Below are 17,069 nucleotides of genomic sequence, written 5' to 3' on the forward strand. Positions count from 1 at the left end.
TTATTTTAGTTTGTTTTATATTTAAGATAACTTAATTATTAAGTGGGGTGTTTTAATTATGAAAAATGATCTGATTCAACAAATTAACGATTTACAAAATCACTTAAGCGTTCAATTAGCAAGCAGGTTTGAGCATAAAATTGATAATCAACTGACAGTTAAGCAAATTTTAGTATTAGAGCTAATCCGGACAGGTGTCACTTCAACGAATGAGTTAGCTGCTCAATTGAATATTTCAACGAGTGCAGTTAGTCAAATGCTTAATAAATTAGAAACAAAAGAATATATTACCCGTAGTATTAATAAAGAAAATCGTCGTGAAATCATCTTAAAATTAGCGGCGAAGGGCGAGCGGCATTTTGAAGAATTGCAAATGCTCGAAGATGAAATGAATCGCACTGTTTATGGGCAGCTGCCCTTAGAAGACTTGAAACATTTAGCTCGTATACTTGAAAAATTAAATGCGATTGTAGAGGGGGAATAGTCTATGTATGTGATTGAAAGAGGAAAGTATATTTGGTTATTGTTGTTTTGCATTGTTTTAGGCAGCAATTATATGCTCTATCACACGAATATGGGAAGTGATATTCTCCCACCAGAAGCAAGTGGAGTCGTATTAGGGTCATTATTCGACTTAGTGATTATGTTGCCTTTACTCTTTATGTTATATCGTAAGAAGTTCTCTGTAAAAACAGCGATTCTTTTGTCAGCAGCAGGATGTATATTAGCTAGATTTCTAATTCCAAATCATCTGTTAGAACCATTTGTAGCGATTACTTGGGCTGGAATGGCTGCAGAGGCAGCATTAATCACCTTTGAACTGATATTAATTGTGACATTTGTTCGTTACATGCCAAAAATCGTAAGAAAGGTGAAAATGAGCGCATTACCAGTCATTTTTTCTTTCCCACAGGCCATTGATCAATATGTAAAGAACAATCCAATTATCCATGTGATCTGTTCGGAGGCGATGATGTTTTATTATGCGTTCTTCAGTTGGAAAAAGACGCCACCTACAGGTATAACGCTGTATAAAAATTCAAGTTACGTAGCATTTCAAATTATGATGATTCATGCGATTATTATTGAAACATTAGGTCTTCATTGGTGGCTGCATGATAAAGCGATGGTTATTTCGATCATCTTATTAGTTCTTAATATTTACTCTGTGATTTTTTTCTTAGCGGATATTCAAGCTATTCGATTAAATCCAATTTATATCAATAAGGGATCTATGTTTCTCTCTCTTGGATTATTAAAGCGTGCAGAAATTCAATTTGAAGATATTGAGTGTATTATCGAAGATCCAGTGATTCTAGAAAGTAAGTTACCGAAAGATACGATTGATTTTATTGTACGAGACTTTGAGAAAGTTTATCCAGATATGATTTTAAAAATGAAGAAGCCTGTAAGAGTGACACTATTTATGGGCATTCAAAAAGAATATGCAAAAATAGCTATTCGCTCTGACAACCCAACCCAGCTTAAAACAATGATTTTGAATAAAATGGACAATAAAAACCTAGATTATTAAACAATCGAATTCAGCGTTAGTCTTGAGTGGACAAATTTTATAGTTATATATGATATTAACAGACAATAAAGTTGTTTAAAAACGTGAGCCGATACTTCAAAAATAGTGTCGGCTCTTAGTATTTAAAGTACATTATATGTAAAAGTTTTTATTCGATAAATGGGGAGAAGAGAAAAAATGAAAATCAACTTGCTTTGCGAAAATGAGCAGTATATTAACGATGTTTCACGTATGATTTATAACGAATTCATCACAATTTCCAATCACATTCGTTGCGATCCTTGATGCGCAATGTGTTGGGACGGTATCTATTTTTGAGAATGATTGGAAAGATAGTCCGCACTATACGCTATGGTTGGCGCCTTGTTAAAATTGTTTGAAAATATAGATATTTCAATGTGGTTAGTTTATAGTAGTTAATATAATAACTACTAAGGTGGAGGGTTTATGGAGGATAAAGTAATAGCTGAATTGCAAAAGCATGGTTTTTCGAAATATGAGTGTAAGGCTTACATAGGTTTATTGAAATCCCCCGCTATCACGGGCTATGAATTAAGTAAACGTTCTGGTGTCCCGCGGTCAATGATTTATGAGGTGCTGGGCAAATTACTTGATAAAGGAGCCATTCAAACGGTTCCCTCTGATCCTATTGTCTATAAACCTGTTGAACCGAAACAACTGTTATCTCGCTTGAAAGAAGAAATGAATACATCATTAGAATTTCTAGAGTCTTCTCTAACAATGTTAGAAAGTGATCAGAAAATCGATGTGGTGACTAGAATTGTCCAATACGAACATATTGTTCAAGAAATGGTTTCAATGATTCGATTCGCCAAAAAAGAAATATGGTTATCCGTTTGGTCTCCCCTTGTGAAAGATATTGAAAAAGTGATTCGAGAAAAAGAAGGATCGATACCTATTTTTACTGTTTTATTTGGAGCTGAAGATGTGGAGTTGGGGTACACGTATCATCACAATTATATGGCACCCGACATTGTGAGCAAGCGCATGGGCGGATATTTGACGATCCTTGTCCGAGATGAAGAAGAAGCTCTGATTGCTAAGTTTAGTGATAAAGGTTCGGAATGGGCTGTGAAGTCAACAGATCCTGCCCTTGTTCTTATTGCTACTGAGTACATTCGGCACGACATTATGGTGGAAGAAATCACAAATGCACTCGGTCCTGAAAAGCTAGATGAATTATGGAAGGGACGAGAAGACTTAATTCATGTAATGACAGGAAAAAACAGCTTAGTCTAGAGCTGTTTTTTTATAAAAAAACAATAGTCGTTATAATCATAACTACTTTAGGGGGGATAAGATGTATGCCAAAACAAAATTCGTTGTCTCCATGGCTATATTCGGTTCCATCGGTCTATTTTCAGTAAAAACTGGTCTTCCATCGATTGAATTGGTTTTTGTGCGTTGTCTCTGTGCAAGTATTCTTTTAGGAACAATATGGGGGTTTCACACATTTAAAACAAAACAGAAGAGAAAAAATGTGATCCCGCATCAGGAGTATTTGATTGCTTTGCTATGTGGTGTGTTTCTTATCATAAATTGGGTGTTTTTCTTCCGTTCTATTGAAGTACTGCCCATTACTGTGGCTGTCTCCATCTATCATTTAGCACCGGTTATTGTGCTTCTCTTAGGTTCATTTATCTTCAAAGAAAAAATAACAGGTACAGGATTGGTCTTTTTCTTTATTTGTCTTTTAGGAACACTATTAGTTGGAGAAATTCACCAACATAGCACCATCGCTGAATTTTTATCCAGTGGTGTTCTGTTGGCTTTTGCAGCAGCTTTCTTCTATGCTCTTACATCTATCGCAGGAAAGGGAATTCAAGTACTCAGCCCATTGTTAACCACGGTTATTCAAACGAGTCTAGGTGTTTTATTATTAATGCCATTGGTGAATTGGTCGCATTTTCAGCATCTTACCTTTGAGAATTGGATGTATATCGTGATTACAGGATTTATTCATACAGGATTGGTGTTTTACTTATTTTTCAGCAGTTTGCGTGAATTAAAGGCCCAAACTATTGCCGTTTTAGTCTTTGTTGATCCGATTGTCGCCATTTTACTGGATGTCACGATGATGAACTACCATCCTGATGTGTATCAACTACTTGGAATTTTACTAGTGTTTATAGGGATTAGTTATAATCCGAAAAAAGAAAGGGGTTTAGAGGTGGCGTAATATTCTAGGGAAAGGTTGAAGCGGAGAGGATAAACAAAGTACGGCCATCTAAAATGATGAAGAGGGAAATTTATGAAAACTATTGGATTAATTGGTGGAATGAGTTTGGAGTCTTCAGTTGAATATTATCGAATCATTAATGAATGGCAGTCCTTTCGAAAAATGAGTAAGTATTTTTAACACCTTTAAAGAGCCTTGTTGTATTTTTTGTGTAGCAAGGCTCTATTTTTATACTCGATTTTGAAGAATAGGGAAAAAGTGTTATGATAAAAATAAGAATATGCTCTCCTACTTAAAGCATAGTAAGGTGATTTAATCATGACATTCTATAACCGTATATTAATAATGGTCCCGCCGTTTCCCTAGCTAGGTCTATTCTTTTTTTCAAATAATAGATCATGCTTGTAGGAGGGCAAAAATAAATTGAAAAAATATGCAGCACCATCTTTACTTTTAATGATTGTTCTTGTGGCTTTTCCACAAATTAGCGAGACAATTTATACACCGTCACTACCGGATATTTCTGTAGCGCTCGGTGCTTCAAATAGTTCTGTACAGTTAACCTTAAGTATTTATTTTATCGGGTTTGCTTTAGGCGTTTTTTGTTGGGGATGGATTTCTGATTTTATTGGACGAAGACCTGCAATGTTAGGTGGTTTAATTTTATATGGGATTGGGAGTTTGATGTGTTTTTACTCTGAATCTATTACTTTTCTTCTAGTTAGCCGGTTCATTCAAGCTTTTGGAGCGGCTACTGGGTCAGTCATCACACAAACGATTCTGCGTGAGAGTGTATCAGGAATGAAAAGGCATGCTATGTTTGCGCAAATATCGGCTGTTATTGCCTTTACACCTGCAGTTGGACCACTTATTGGTGGTTGGGTGGACCAAGCCCTTGGTTTCAGGGCTGTTTTCTTTGTACTTGTTGTGATGAGTGTGTTGTTGTTTATCTACGCTTTTTTAAGGCTACCTGAAACGACAAATGTTTCGACTAGAAAAAGAGTAGCTATTTTTCCAGTGACTAAACGAATTGTTTCATCACCACGAGTACTTGTCTTTGGATTGCTGATTGGTGGAATAAACGGGATTTTATTCAGTTATTACGCTGAAGCGCCCTTTATATTTATTGAACACTTTCAATTGTCTCCGGGACTCTATGGTTTTCTGGGAATCATTGTGGCCTTGGCATCTATTATTGGTTCAATGATTTCAAAGAGACTGTTAACCATATTTCAACCAGAAAAGATTATTCACCTTGGTTGTTTTATTATGGCTGTTGGCTCTTTATTATTAACATTGGTAAGCACGTTCACCACACTGCCCACTATAGTGTTAATTGTAGCTATTTTAATCACTATTTTTATCGTGTTAATGGGGGCTGGCGTTGCTTTACCTAACTGTTTAAGCCTCGCTCTCGTAGATTTTCATGATGTGGTGGGAACAGCTGGAGCCATTTTTAGTTTAGGCTATTATTTGCTGGTTAGTCTAATCACATTAGGAATGAGCCTTCTTCATAATGGTTCATTGCTAGCGATGCCGTTATATTTCTTGGCAATAAGTATGATAATGTGGGCATTTAGTAAAAAGTTTATATTAAAACAATAAATGATTAGAGTGAAGCACCTTGACTTAAGGGTGCTTCACTTTTTTTGACATATTTAAAAATTTCAATTGATGTTGTAACAACAATAGTATATGACGCATAGTATAAGACATATACTGTATGACACATAGTAAATAAGAAATGAGGTGAGTGAATGAGTACTTTATTGAATTCTTTAATAACAGAGCTGAGGAGAGGCACGTTGACGTTAGCTGTTTTAAGTCAATTGCGAACACCTCAGTATGGCTATTCACTTGTCCAGTTATTGGAGAAATCGGGCATTGTTATGGATCAAAGTACGTTATATCCTTTGCTTCGACGCTTAGAAAAACAGGAATTAGTGACGAGTAGTTGGGATACATCTGAGAGTAGACCTCGGAAGTATTATGTTTTAAGCGAATATGGCTTAGAAATCTTTGAGCAGCTAAAGAAAGAATGGATGGATAATTCGAAAGAGCTTTATAGCTTATTAAAAGGGGATGAAGATGATGAATCTGATTGAGATTTACATCCAAGAAGTGACTCGTAGACTGCCTGAAAAAAGTCGTGAGGATATTGCCCTTGAGTTACGGTCAACTATTGAGGATATGTTACCTGATGAACCCAACGAAGAAGATGTAAAACTAGTTCTTGAGAAGTTAGGGAACCCTGTCACACTAGCTAGTGGATATCGAGATCGGCCCATGCATCTTATAGGGCCACGTTATTTTGATGTATATGTTACGTTGTTGAAAATGGTTTTACCGATTGCTGCTGTTATTTCATTGATAGCAACTATTTCGGAATTTGTCGTTGGATATGGTGGGGAAGAAGCAATCCTTCAAGTAGTATTGTCAATTTTAGGATATGGCATTTGGAAAGTCCTTCAAGTAGGGGTTCAAACATTCTTTTGGTTGACAATAGTATTCGCCATTATCGAACGCGCGGATACTAGGCAAGACCAACAGCCGCTCACAACATCACTTTCGAAATGGACACCAGATGATTTGAAGAACATCACTTACATTCCTAAGAAAAAGGTTATTGGGAAGTTCGAAGTATTTGGAAGCTTGATGTGGACAGCAATTTGGGCTACCTTGTATTTTTATGCGAATCATCTTCTAGGTATATATGAAGGTGGAGGGGACGGACTGAAATTTGTGGCCCCAGCTTTCAATCAAGAAGTTTTACTTCGGTATTGGCCAATCGTTGTTGTTGTGATCGGTTTTGAAATCGCATTAGCTGTTTATAAATTAATTAAGGGACAGTGGACGAAAAGAATGGCGATATTCAATGCTGTCCATGAGTTTATTGCAACCGTTGTATTCATTGTCATATTAATAAGTCCGAATGTAATGAACCAAGAGTTTATAACATATATGGCGGATTTATTTACCAGCTCCGCTAAGCAATTTGAAATGTGGTTCGTTGAAGGCGGAATTATCATCTTTATAGCATTTGCATCAATTACTATATTTGATGGTTTTCGAAAGGCTAGAATTTGATCACGTGTACATGTTAAGGGGTAGGAGCTGATCAGTCAGCTCTTTTTTTATGCAGTTAAGGGGCAAGCGAGTGTATAAGTAGGAATATGATTTCCGGTATGGCAAAATATACATATAAAAGTAAAAAGGAAGGAGTCTGCTGGAGATCAAGAAGCATTGATTGTCGAAGCTGTTTAAAATCCATTGCAAATAAGAATAGAAGCGAGTGAGGAGAAATGGAATTTTATCAACGTAGCAAAGAGGACGTACTAGAAGCCATTGATTCCAATGAGCAGGGGCTATCCAATGAGGAAGTGGAATTGCGTCTCAAGAGGGATGGATACAATGAAATTGAAGATAAAGAAAAAGTTCCTACTTGGAAGCTGTTTTTAGAGACGTTTAAAGATCCGATGGTGGTCGTTCTTCTTGTAGCAGCAGGTGTACAAATTGTAATTGGTGAGGTCGTTGAGTCAATTATTATTTTTCTCGTTCTGCTCATCAATTCAGTGATCAGTGTTGTGCAGACTAGAAAAGCAGAAAGCTCCTTAGAGGCATTGCGAGATATGTCCGCTCCAGAGGCGAAAGTGATTCGCAATGGAATAAAACAAACAGTAGCAGCAAAAGAACTTGTACAAGGAGATATCGTTTTCCTTGAAGCTGGAGATTATGTTCCTGCCGATGGGCGTGTGTTAGAAAGCGGATCATTGAAAGTAAATGAAGGAATGCTGACAGGTGAATCGGAAGCTGTCGAAAAATCAATAGAAGCCATTGAAGGCGAAGCAGCCCTTGGTGATCGTCGTAATATGGTCTTTAGCAGCTCGTTAGTGGTTTACGGACATGGCAGTTTTGTCGTGACAGGTACAGCTGAGAAAACAGAGGTCGGAAAAATTGCTGATATGCTTTCAACTGCTGAGCAAAAAGAAACACCGCTGCAACGAAAATTAAATGACTTTAGTAAAAAGCTTGGTGTTGGTATTCTATTGCTTTGCATCGTTATTTTTGCTGTACAAGCTGCCCGTATTTGGTTTGGCGGAAGTGATGCCGATACGACAACGGCCTTGCTGGATGCACTGATGTTTTCTGTCGCCATTGCGGTTGCGGCAATACCGGAAGCATTGCAATCGATCGTCACCATTGTATTATCTGTTGGTACGAATAAAATGGCGAAACAGCATGCGATTATTCGAAAACTTCCAGCTGTCGAAACGTTAGGGTCAACACGTATTATTTGTACAGATAAAACAGGGACGCTCACACAAAATAAGATGACCGTTACGGATTATTTTTTACCTTTTAATCAACATGAACGATTGCCGGAAAACCCAGATGATTGGAATGAATCTGAGCGGTTGCTTGTTCATATAGCAGCACTTTGTAATGATTCCTATATCAATAATGATGGTCAGGAAATAGGCGATCCGACTGAGACTGCTTTGATAAATTTCGCCAATAAGCATGCTCACGAATATGAGCAGCTACGTGCAGTGTATCAACGAGTAGCGGAAATCCCATTTGATTCCGATCGAAAGCTAATGTCCACAGTACATAACATGGATGGGGCAAATATGATGTTAACGAAGGGCGGCCCTGATGTGATGTTTCACCGTGCTAGTTATGTCCTAGTGGGCGGTGAAGAACAAGCGATGACGAATGATTTATTGGAACGCTTTGAGGAGGCGAATGAAGCTTTTTCTAATCAGGCATTAAGGGTTTTAGCCTATGGATATAAGAGCCTGCCGGAGGAGAAAAGGGATATTGATCGTGAGGAAGAGCATGATCTCGTATTAGTTGGTTTAACGGCGATGATGGACCCGCCTCGAGAAGCGGTTTATCATTCGATCGAGGAAGCGAAAAAGGCGGGTATTCGTACCATTATGATTACAGGTGATCATAAAACGACGGCACAAGCGATTGGTCGCGATATTGGCTTAATGGAGGAAAACGATATTGCCGTGACTGGTCAAGAGCTCGATGCGATGTCGGAAGCAGAATTAGATCAGAAGCTGGATAAAATCTCTGTCTATGCACGTGTATCACCTGAAAATAAAATTCGTATCGTACGGGCATGGCAGAAAAAAGATGCCGTGACAGCGATGACGGGTGATGGTGTCAATGACGCTCCCGCATTAAAACAAGCAGATATCGGAATTGCGATGGGAAGCGGCACGGACGTGGCTAAGGATTCGTCTGCGATGATTTTAACGGATGATAACTTTGTATCGATTGTGAATGCTGTTCAGGTTGGAAGAACGGTGTTTGATAACATTAAGAAGGCCATTAGTTATTTGTTTGCAGGAAATTTGGGAGCGATTATTGCCATTCTGTACGCTGTCGCATTTCATTTGCCTAATCCATTCACTGCCTTGCAGCTGCTATTCATTAACCTTGTGAATGATTCACTGCCCGCTATTGCTTTAGGGGTGGAAAAACCAGAGCCGAATGTGATGCAAAAAAAGCCGCGCTCCATTGATGAAGGGATATTTGCAGACGGAACGATGAAAGCGGTATTGACACGCGGGATACTCATCGGGATTGCAGTGATTGTTTCCTTTTACATCGGTCTATCTCATTCAGATGAGATGGGTGTCGCTATGGCATTTACCACGTTGATTTTATCAAGAACATTGCAAACCTTTGCCGCTCGTTCCAATACACAAACAGCGATAAAGATCGGGCTGTTTAGCAATAAATATGTCATTGGTGCAGTTGTGTTAGGATTTGTTCTATATGGTATCACCGTTCTACCATTTGCCCGCGATGTTTTTAATATCCCACCTGAATTCGGCATGACAGACTGGCTGATTGCAGCGGGACTTGCACTTGGCTCAGTTATTCTAATGGAGATCGTAAAAGTGCTTTCTCATCGGAGAGGGTAATACATTCTAAATAAAATGTCCGGCACTACTATTTGGTGCCGGTTTTTTAATTAATATACAATAATCCCCAATCGAATGAGAGGAGGAATTGAAATCAAAAAGACTGAAACAAGCATGTATTAGCAAAGAGTTTGAACGAATTTCATAATAATACTATGCTTAATTTTTGTAGAAAGTTAGTAAAAATAGGAGGATTCAATGTACAAAATATTAATTGTTGAAGATGAAATGAATATCGCAAATACATTAAAACAACATCTTGAAAAATACGGCTATCATTGCCTTATTGTAGTAGATTTTGAAAGAGTACTGGATACATTTCAAGATTTTCAACCTCATCTAGTCATCATGGATATTAATCTTCCCGCCTTTGATGGCTATTATTGGTCTCGCAAAATAAGGCAAGTCTCGAATTGTCCTCTTATGATTTTATCTGCCCGTATGAGTGAGGCTGATCAAGTATATGGGATTGAAAATGGAGCCGATGACTTTATTACAAAACCTTTCTTATTAGACGTAGTATTGGCGAAAATAAATGGACAAATTCGTCGTGTATACGGCGAATATGCAACAGATTCACAAGCTCGAATTTTAAAAATAGGGAACACAAAATTAAACTTAGATACTGTGCGGCTAAGTACATCTGAACGCGAGGAGCAATTGACGGTAAAGGAGCTCCAGCTTTCTACAATGCTTTTTGAAGCATATCCGAATGTTGTGTCTAGACAGCAGTTGCTTTCAGCTATTTGGGATGACGAATCATTTGTTGAGGAAAATACTCTTACTGTCAATATCGTGAGGCTTCGTAAAAAACTAGAAGCTACTCATTCTTCGCTAGAAATCGCAACTATTCGAGGGATTGGTTATCAATTAACGGAGAAACCTGTATGAAGCTGTTTTTAAAGGACCATATCAGTTTTATTTTTCTTTATATCATGACGTTTATTAGTTTGCCTATTTTGATTCATCGACTAGATGGCTTTGAAAATCATTATAAATACTTTTTATTTTTGGCCTTTATATCACTAGTTCTCTTTCTTGGTTTTCGCTATTTACGCCGCAAAAAAATGTATGCAGGAATTTCTAGAAAAGGTATGCATCCAGAGGAATTGCTGATTTATCAGCCAATGGCTTCATTTGAAAAAGCATATGCTGCACAATTACAGTCGATACAGTCCTTGTTTCTATCAAGGGACGAGGAGTATAAGCAATTTTTAAGTGAACAGCAAGTGATGATTTCTCATGCTGTTCATCAAATGAAAACGCCTGTTTCTGTGATCCAATTACTCACACAGTCTAATCAATGGAAGGACCCGAGTCTGCTTGTTGAATGGCAAAAGGTGAAACGTGAATGCGATAAGTTAAACTTTTCATTAAATCAGCTGCTGATATATAGTCGTTCTACTAACTTATTAGCCGATTTAAAAGTAGAACGAATTCCATTAAAAGCTGTGGTGCAAGAAGTGATCAATGATTTGAAGGATTATTTTATCGAGGAAGAAATATTTCCTAAAAGCATGATACGAGAAGACATTGTTGTTTATTCTGATCGAAAATGGTTAAAGGTTGTTATATACCAAGTATTAAGCAACGCTGTGAAATATGGAGAGAAGGGGTCTACTGTGACGATCGATTATGAAAATGGGCAGTTACTGATCAAAAATAAAGGAGAAACGATACCTGAGAGTGAAATAAAGCGTGTGTTTGAATTGTTTTACACAGGATCTAAAGGTCGCATAAAGGGAGAAGCGACTGGGATTGGTCTTTATTTAGTCAAACGTATTCTCTCGACCCTTAGTCATCCGTACACGTTGCACTCTGCACATAATGAAACCACTTTTACAATTGATTTTTCTGAAAGCATGAAATCGGCTGCCGAATAAGGCGGCCTATTTAAATATGACAATTTCGTCATGTTGCTGTCATGTTCAAAGATGTTAGAGAGGGGAGAGGTTTTTTATACTTGAGTTAACTAAAGTATAAGGAGTGATTAGCTGATGTCAACAACCCTTTTAAACGTAAATCAGCTTCAAAAAGAATATACGGGAGAAATCACATATAAAGCATTAAAAGGTATTGATTTTCATCTGAAAGAAAATGAGTTTGTTGCAGTAATGGGTCCATCGGGAAGTGGAAAGACAACCTTTCTTAACTGCATTTCAACAATTGATCAACCAACGAGCGGTTCGATTACCATTAATTCGAAAAATCCCTATGCATTGAACGACGATGAACTTGCGAAATTTCGGCGCACGGAGCTGGGGTTTGTTTTTCAAGACTTTAATCTTGTGCATACATTAACAGTAGAAGAGAATATATTATTACCCTTAACTCTTGATTCTGTGAGCGAAGAAGAGATGAAGCGACGCCTTTCAAATGTGACAAACCTTTTAGGGATTAAAGATATTTTAAAAAAGCGTACATTTGAGATTTCAGGTGGGCAGAAGCAGCGTGTGGCAATTGCACGAGCTGTTATTCATGAACCCAGTTTATTATTAGCTGATGAGCCGACTGGTAACTTGGATTCTAAATCAGTAAATGACGTGATGAAATTGTTTGAATCAGTTAATAAAACTTTTAAGACAGCAATTTTAATGGTAACGCATGATGCTTATGTCGCAAGCTTTGCACAATGCGTCATCTTTATAAAAGACGGCATTCTTTATAATGAAGTACATCGAGGTAAAAACAAACAGCAGTTTTATCAAGAAATTATGGACACACTCACATTTTTAGGTGGTGGCCAGCATGAGCTTTAATCATATTGTCGTTCAAAATATCGTACGCGATAAATGGACGTACACTTCTTACTTTTTAAGTAGTGTTTTCTCTATTTTAGTATTTTTTTTATTTTCGACTGTAGCATTTCATCCAATGTTGGAAGTAGTTGATACATCGAGTACACTCGGTATTACAATGATGTTAGCTAGCCTTATTATTTACATTTTTTCATTCGTCTTTATCATTTATTCTCTATTCGCTTTTTTAAAGAAGAAAGCGAAAAATCTTGGCATCTTTATGATTACTGGAGCATCTATGAAGCAAGTTCGTAAGATGGTTTTTAGAGAGAATATGCTTATTGCTGGTGCAGCGATACTAACAGCGATTGCGTTAGGGCTTGTCATCGCGCCATTGTTTTTAATGGTAGCTAAAAGAGTATTCCAAGCGGATAGTTTTGGTATGTATGTACCTGTTCAATCTATCTTATTAACGATTGTCTTATTTACTATTTTATTTTTTGTTGTTTCTAAATTTATGACACGCTTTATTAACAAAGAAGAGGCAGTTCATCTGTTAAAGGCGGACGTAATACAGGAAAAACTAATTACACCTGCACCATTGAAACTATTGCTATCTGTAATCGTAAGTGGCTTATTATTATTCGCAGTGAAGATGGAAATGAATTGGATTGAATCCATTGGAATGCTTTATTACATCTTGCTATTTGTCAGCATACTATCAGCTATTTATTTTATAATTACACAAGGAATGCTGTTTGCAATTATTGTAATGCAAAAGAGGCCATCATACTTTAGAAAAACAAATATGCTTTTCATTTCTAATTTCAAAGCTAAAGGACGTTCGCATGCGAATACCGTATATTTATTAACAATACTACTGTTAGGTGTATTTGTATGTACAAGCGTACTGTATAGTTCATATTACAATGTAGAAGAAAAAACAGAAAAGTTGTATCCTTATAGTTTTCAATATATGTCACTTCCAGATAATTCAACGGAACAAAAGGACATTGCCTTTATTGAAAAGACGTTAGCCGAATCAGGTAACTATGATGCGTATCATTCGGCATTTAAAACAGATGAAGATCGTCGAATTGGTTTTATGTCAGTTTCGAATTATAATGCGCTCGGTTTTCATAAAGATATTACCCTAAGTGCTAATGAATATCATGTTGTAGCAGGTAATGAAGGTATAATGCCAAGTACAGAAGCAATTCTTGATTACCCGTTTGGAAAGCTTCAGTATACAGGTCTTGAGACGCAAAACATGTTAACGACAGGTTTCCAAAGTGTGTTCTATATTGTTCCAGATGGGATTTATGAAACAATCGATTATCCTGTATATAAAGTGTTTGCTTATGAGGTAGAAAATTGGACAGAAAAGCTTGATACAACAGAGGTGATTGAATCCCAAATTCTAATCGAACAAGATGAACATTTAATTTCTTCTAAAATTAGTTTATACAATGCTGAGAAGCAGACAAAGAGTATCATCTTCTTTATCGGCTTTATGTTAAGCCTAATCTTCTTGAGTGCGGCAATGAGTATTCTTTATTTCTACCTACAAACGTCACTTGAAGAGGAAAAAGAGAAATATGCTGGGATACGAAAAATTGGTCTTTCGGTGTCCGAAATATCTTCCGTTGTGACAAAAGAATTGGGAATGTTGATTTTTGTCCCATTTACTTTTACATCTCTGATCTTATTTGGAACGATGATCGGTCTGCGTCGTCACATTTCACCATCATTTTACCAATTAACAGCGATGGGCGTGGGTATATTTCTGCTACTATTTGTAATAAGCTTTTTCATCATGCGACGAAGCTATTTGAAAAAAATTATAAAGTGAAACTTCAATCAGTGGGGGTCTTACAACCCGTTAATGCGGGATAAATGAATAGTTTTCTTTATTCGAAGACTTTTCCGTGACTATATTTTATTGAAAGTGAGTGATTGATATGAAAGTCAGTTCTTTCTATACATTTAACCAATATGAGGTGCGGAAGGGGTAACGTTTAAAAGAAATTCTTCCGTATATAAAATGGAGGAAACGATATGTTTAGCTATTATGGTGCACTTAGCACGGAGATTTATGATTTAACAAAACCTGTAGGGCATTCTGTTTGTGGGGATATTGAATATTATTTAGAAAGATTAAAAGGAACGAAAGGAAAAATACTTGAAGCAGCATCTGGTTCAGGCCGTTTTTTAATTCCGTTACTGGAGCATGGCTATATGGTAGATGGAATTGATTACTCACCTGAAATGCTTCGTTCGTGTCGGCAGCGCTGCGAAGAAAGAGGGTTGAATCCCTATTTATATGAAGGTTACTTACAAAGTTTTTCCTTGTCTTCAACATATGAAGCTATTGTTATACCGACGGGTTCCTTTTGCTTGATTGAAAGACGACAAGACTCTTTAGATGCTTTACGCTGTTTCTATCAACATTTGGTTCCAGGGGGCCGTTTAATCGTTGATCTTCTATTACCGCAGCATTGGCGAATAGGGGAAACGAAGACATCCACTTTTTCCTTACCTAATGGAGACGGGATTACTTTAGAAGATAAATCAATAGAAATGAACTGGGTCGATCAGTATACCTTATCTTATTTAAAGTATGAGAAATGGCGAAAAGGGAAGTTGATTGAAACGGAATTACAAAGGTTTGCCATGCGATGGTATGGAATCGAGGAATTTAAACTCCTATTAGAAAGTATCGGTTTCGCTGATATCACTTGCTCTGCTGATTATCAATATAAGAAGCAGCCATCAAAGGACACTCAGGTTATTACATTTGAAGCTGTACGAAAGTGATAAGTAAAGCTGGTATATAATAGAGAAGTTGAGGTACTGTCAGAAGAACTGAGTGTGGTTTTCTCACTCAGTTCTTCTTATTATTATATCGCTAGATTGAAAATGGTGGAATATAACGTCCGTCTATGTCGGTAAACTGATATTCTTTAGCTAAATCACCGACTTTAAGCACTTTTCCGCTTTTCTCCATCACATTGGGATCACTAGCTAATGCAGTTATGCCACGTCCTAAATAATGAGGTGTTTCTGTTTGGCTCAAATCTTCGGCTTCTTGCCAGTTTTTTTCATCTGCCTCATGGTATTTTAAGACAAGCTCTGTTCTCATAAAACCGGGTGAAACGGCAAGAACAGCGATAGCGTCTTGTTGTAATTCGATAGACAACCCATAAGCCATGCGAATTAAGGCGTTTTTGGCTAAATCGTAATAAAATTGTCCAGTGTATTTGTTTTCGTCCCAAAATGTCGTGTGGATGATGAGGGCTTGTTTACTCTCACGAAGCAGTGGAATGGCAAAGTGATTTGTGGCCAATTGAGCACGCACACCAGCAGTGAACATCGTATCCCAATGTGCTAATGGCAATTCCTCAAAAGGTTTATATTCCACGCCAAGATCATGCGCACCCCACACATTATTAATCAAGATATCTAATTTTCCTTGCTCCATACGAATTTGGTTGATGATGGCTTCTGTTTCTGAATCGTTCGTATGATCACACCGAATGGCTACCCCTGTCCCACCAGAAGCTTCAATTTGTGAAACTGTATCGTCAATTGTTCCAGGCCAATTATTAGTGGAATCCCCTTTAATGCTCCGTCCTGTGACATAAACTGTCGCTCCAGCTTTTCCTAATTCGATGGCAATCGCACGCCCAGCTCCTCGGCTTCCTCCTGTTACAAGAGCGACCTTTCCCATTAATGGTTTCATTTCTATTCATCCTTTCTTGCGTAAGATGTCTTTATCATACAGGAGAATTCTTGACAACCTATGTCATGTTTTATTCAATTGAAGTAATAAATCAATAAAAAAGGTGAGTGGGATGAGAGCGGATCGGCTAATATCTATTCTTCTATTACTACAATCACAAGGTCAAATGACGGCGAAAGAATTATCAGAGAGGTTAGAGGTTTCCGAGCGTACCATTTATCGAGATATGGAAGCCTTAAGCGGAAGTGGAATCCCTGTTTTTGCAGAGCGGGGAAAAAAAGGTGGCTGGTCATTGCTAGAAGGTTATCAGACAAATTTGACGGGGTTGAAAGAAGCTGAAATACGAGCTTTGTTTGTTTCTCCTTCTGCTCAATTGCTAGAGGATCTAGGTTTAGCTCATACATCTGAAGAAGCTAGGAATAAACTTATGGCGTCACTTCCTTCTATTTATCGTGAACATGTAAATGATGTATGGAATCGTATTCATATTGACACGAGTACATGGAGAGAGCGAAAAGAAAAAATGGTGACCTTCGATGTTCTTAAAAATGCCATATGGAAAGAAAATAAATTAAAAATCGAATATCAACGGGCAGATGGAATAACGAATAGCCGAATTGTAAAGCCACTAGGACTTGTGGCTAAGGGAAGTCGCTGGTATTTTATTGCTGCTAAAGACAATGATGAAATCCGAAACTACCGGGCTTCACGGATTACTTTCGCTGAACTTATTAATGAAACATTTGAAAGACCAAAAGATTTCGACCTTGCCCAATATTGGAGATCTTCAACGAAGGGCTTTATAGAAAGCTTACCGAATTATGAAGTATGGGTAGAAGTGGCCCCTGCCATCTTACCGAGATTGAAATTCACGAACCGTTTTGTTCAAATGGAAGAGGGTGAAAGTGAAAAC

15 protein-coding genes and 1 pseudogene (1 of these 16 cut by a window edge) are annotated in these 17,069 nt (G+C 37.5%); 15 read left to right on the forward strand and 1 reads right to left on the reverse strand.

What is annotated here, in order from left to right; translation table 11 throughout:
• Positions 1-58 precede the first annotated feature (58 nt).
• The 14 genes and pseudogenes from WDJ61_RS01260 to WDJ61_RS01325 all read left to right on the forward strand — a co-directional run bounded on the left by WDJ61_RS01260 (position 59) and on the right by WDJ61_RS01325 (position 15,231).
• Entirely contained in the window at positions 59-484 is a 426-nt protein-coding gene (locus tag WDJ61_RS01260; protein WP_338752690.1) for a MarR family winged helix-turn-helix transcriptional regulator, read from the forward strand.
• A gap of 3 nt (positions 485-487) precedes the next feature.
• Positions 488-1,534 (forward strand): beta-carotene 15,15'-monooxygenase, encoded by a 1,047-nt coding sequence (locus tag WDJ61_RS01265; RefSeq protein ID WP_338752691.1) that lies wholly within the window; start codon positions 488-490, stop codon positions 1,532-1,534.
• Between the two features lie 447 nt (positions 1,535-1,981).
• Complete coding sequence (locus WDJ61_RS01270; RefSeq protein WP_338752692.1) at positions 1,982-2,794, forward strand: TrmB family transcriptional regulator; 813 nt, start codon at positions 1,982-1,984, stop codon at positions 2,792-2,794.
• 61 nt (positions 2,795-2,855) lie between these two features.
• Complete coding sequence (locus tag WDJ61_RS01275) at positions 2,856-3,734, forward strand: DMT family transporter (protein WP_338752693.1); 879 nt, start codon at positions 2,856-2,858, stop codon at positions 3,732-3,734.
• Between the two features lie 72 nt (positions 3,735-3,806).
• A pseudogene (locus tag WDJ61_RS01280) lies at positions 3,807-3,878 on the forward strand (aspartate racemase); the annotation flags it as partial.
• A 279-nt stretch (positions 3,879-4,157) separates the two neighbouring features.
• Positions 4,158-5,339 carry a multidrug effflux MFS transporter gene (locus WDJ61_RS01285; RefSeq protein WP_338752694.1) on the forward strand — a complete coding sequence of 394 codons (1,182 nt, stop codon included), beginning with the start codon at positions 4,158-4,160 and terminating at the stop codon, positions 5,337-5,339.
• A gap of 152 nt (positions 5,340-5,491) precedes the next feature.
• Positions 5,492-5,839, forward strand: a complete 348-nt coding sequence (locus WDJ61_RS01290; protein ID WP_338752695.1) for a PadR family transcriptional regulator — start codon at positions 5,492-5,494, stop codon at positions 5,837-5,839.
• The gene (locus tag WDJ61_RS01295) at positions 5,826-6,821 is read left to right on the forward strand and encodes an HAAS signaling domain-containing protein (protein ID WP_338752696.1); all 996 of its coding nucleotides are present in this window, start codon (positions 5,826-5,828) and stop codon (positions 6,819-6,821) included. Before WDJ61_RS01290 ends, WDJ61_RS01295 begins: the two co-directional genes overlap by 14 nt.
• A 215-nt stretch (positions 6,822-7,036) precedes the next feature.
• Positions 7,037-9,676, forward strand: a complete 2,640-nt coding sequence (locus WDJ61_RS01300; protein WP_338752697.1) for a cation-translocating P-type ATPase — start codon at positions 7,037-7,039, stop codon at positions 9,674-9,676.
• A 198-nt stretch (positions 9,677-9,874) separates the two neighbouring features.
• Positions 9,875-10,567, forward strand: a complete 693-nt coding sequence (locus WDJ61_RS01305; RefSeq protein ID WP_338752698.1) for a response regulator transcription factor — start codon at positions 9,875-9,877, stop codon at positions 10,565-10,567.
• Positions 10,564-11,559: a HAMP domain-containing sensor histidine kinase gene (locus WDJ61_RS01310; protein ID WP_338752699.1), complete on the forward strand. Its 996-nt coding sequence runs from the start codon at positions 10,564-10,566 to the stop codon at positions 11,557-11,559. Before WDJ61_RS01305 ends, WDJ61_RS01310 begins: the two co-directional genes overlap by 4 nt.
• A gap of 114 nt (positions 11,560-11,673) precedes the next feature.
• A complete protein-coding gene (locus WDJ61_RS01315) occupies positions 11,674-12,435 on the forward strand; it encodes an ABC transporter ATP-binding protein (protein ID WP_338752700.1) in 762 nt (253 codons plus the stop codon).
• Positions 12,425-14,266 carry an ABC transporter permease gene (locus WDJ61_RS01320; RefSeq protein WP_338752701.1) on the forward strand — a complete coding sequence of 614 codons (1,842 nt, stop codon included), beginning with the start codon at positions 12,425-12,427 and terminating at the stop codon, positions 14,264-14,266. The genes WDJ61_RS01315 and WDJ61_RS01320 overlap by 11 nt, the downstream gene beginning before the upstream one ends.
• Positions 14,267-14,472: 206 nt before the next feature.
• Positions 14,473-15,231, forward strand: a complete 759-nt coding sequence (locus tag WDJ61_RS01325) for a class I SAM-dependent methyltransferase (protein ID WP_338752702.1) — start codon at positions 14,473-14,475, stop codon at positions 15,229-15,231.
• Between the two features lie 91 nt (positions 15,232-15,322).
• Here the strand turns inward: WDJ61_RS01325 and WDJ61_RS01330 are convergent, their stop codons facing one another.
• Positions 15,323-16,156 carry an SDR family NAD(P)-dependent oxidoreductase gene (locus tag WDJ61_RS01330; RefSeq protein ID WP_338752703.1) on the reverse strand — a complete coding sequence of 278 codons (834 nt, stop codon included), beginning with the start codon at positions 16,154-16,156 and terminating at the stop codon, positions 15,323-15,325.
• Positions 16,157-16,268: 112 nt separating this feature from the next.
• Here WDJ61_RS01330 and WDJ61_RS01335 point away from each other — a divergent pair, with 112 nt between their 5' ends.
• On the forward strand, positions 16,269-17,069 hold the 5' portion of the coding sequence (locus WDJ61_RS01335; RefSeq protein ID WP_338752704.1) for a YafY family protein. 168 nt of this gene lie beyond the right edge of the window; 801 of the gene's 969 nt are visible here — the first part of the coding sequence; its start codon is at positions 16,269-16,271; its stop codon lies beyond the right edge, outside the window.

Source organism: Bacillus sp. FJAT-52991, from assembly GCF_037201805.1.
GTDB classification, from domain to species: domain Bacteria; phylum Bacillota; class Bacilli; order Bacillales; family Domibacillaceae; genus Bacillus_CE; species Bacillus_CE kandeliae.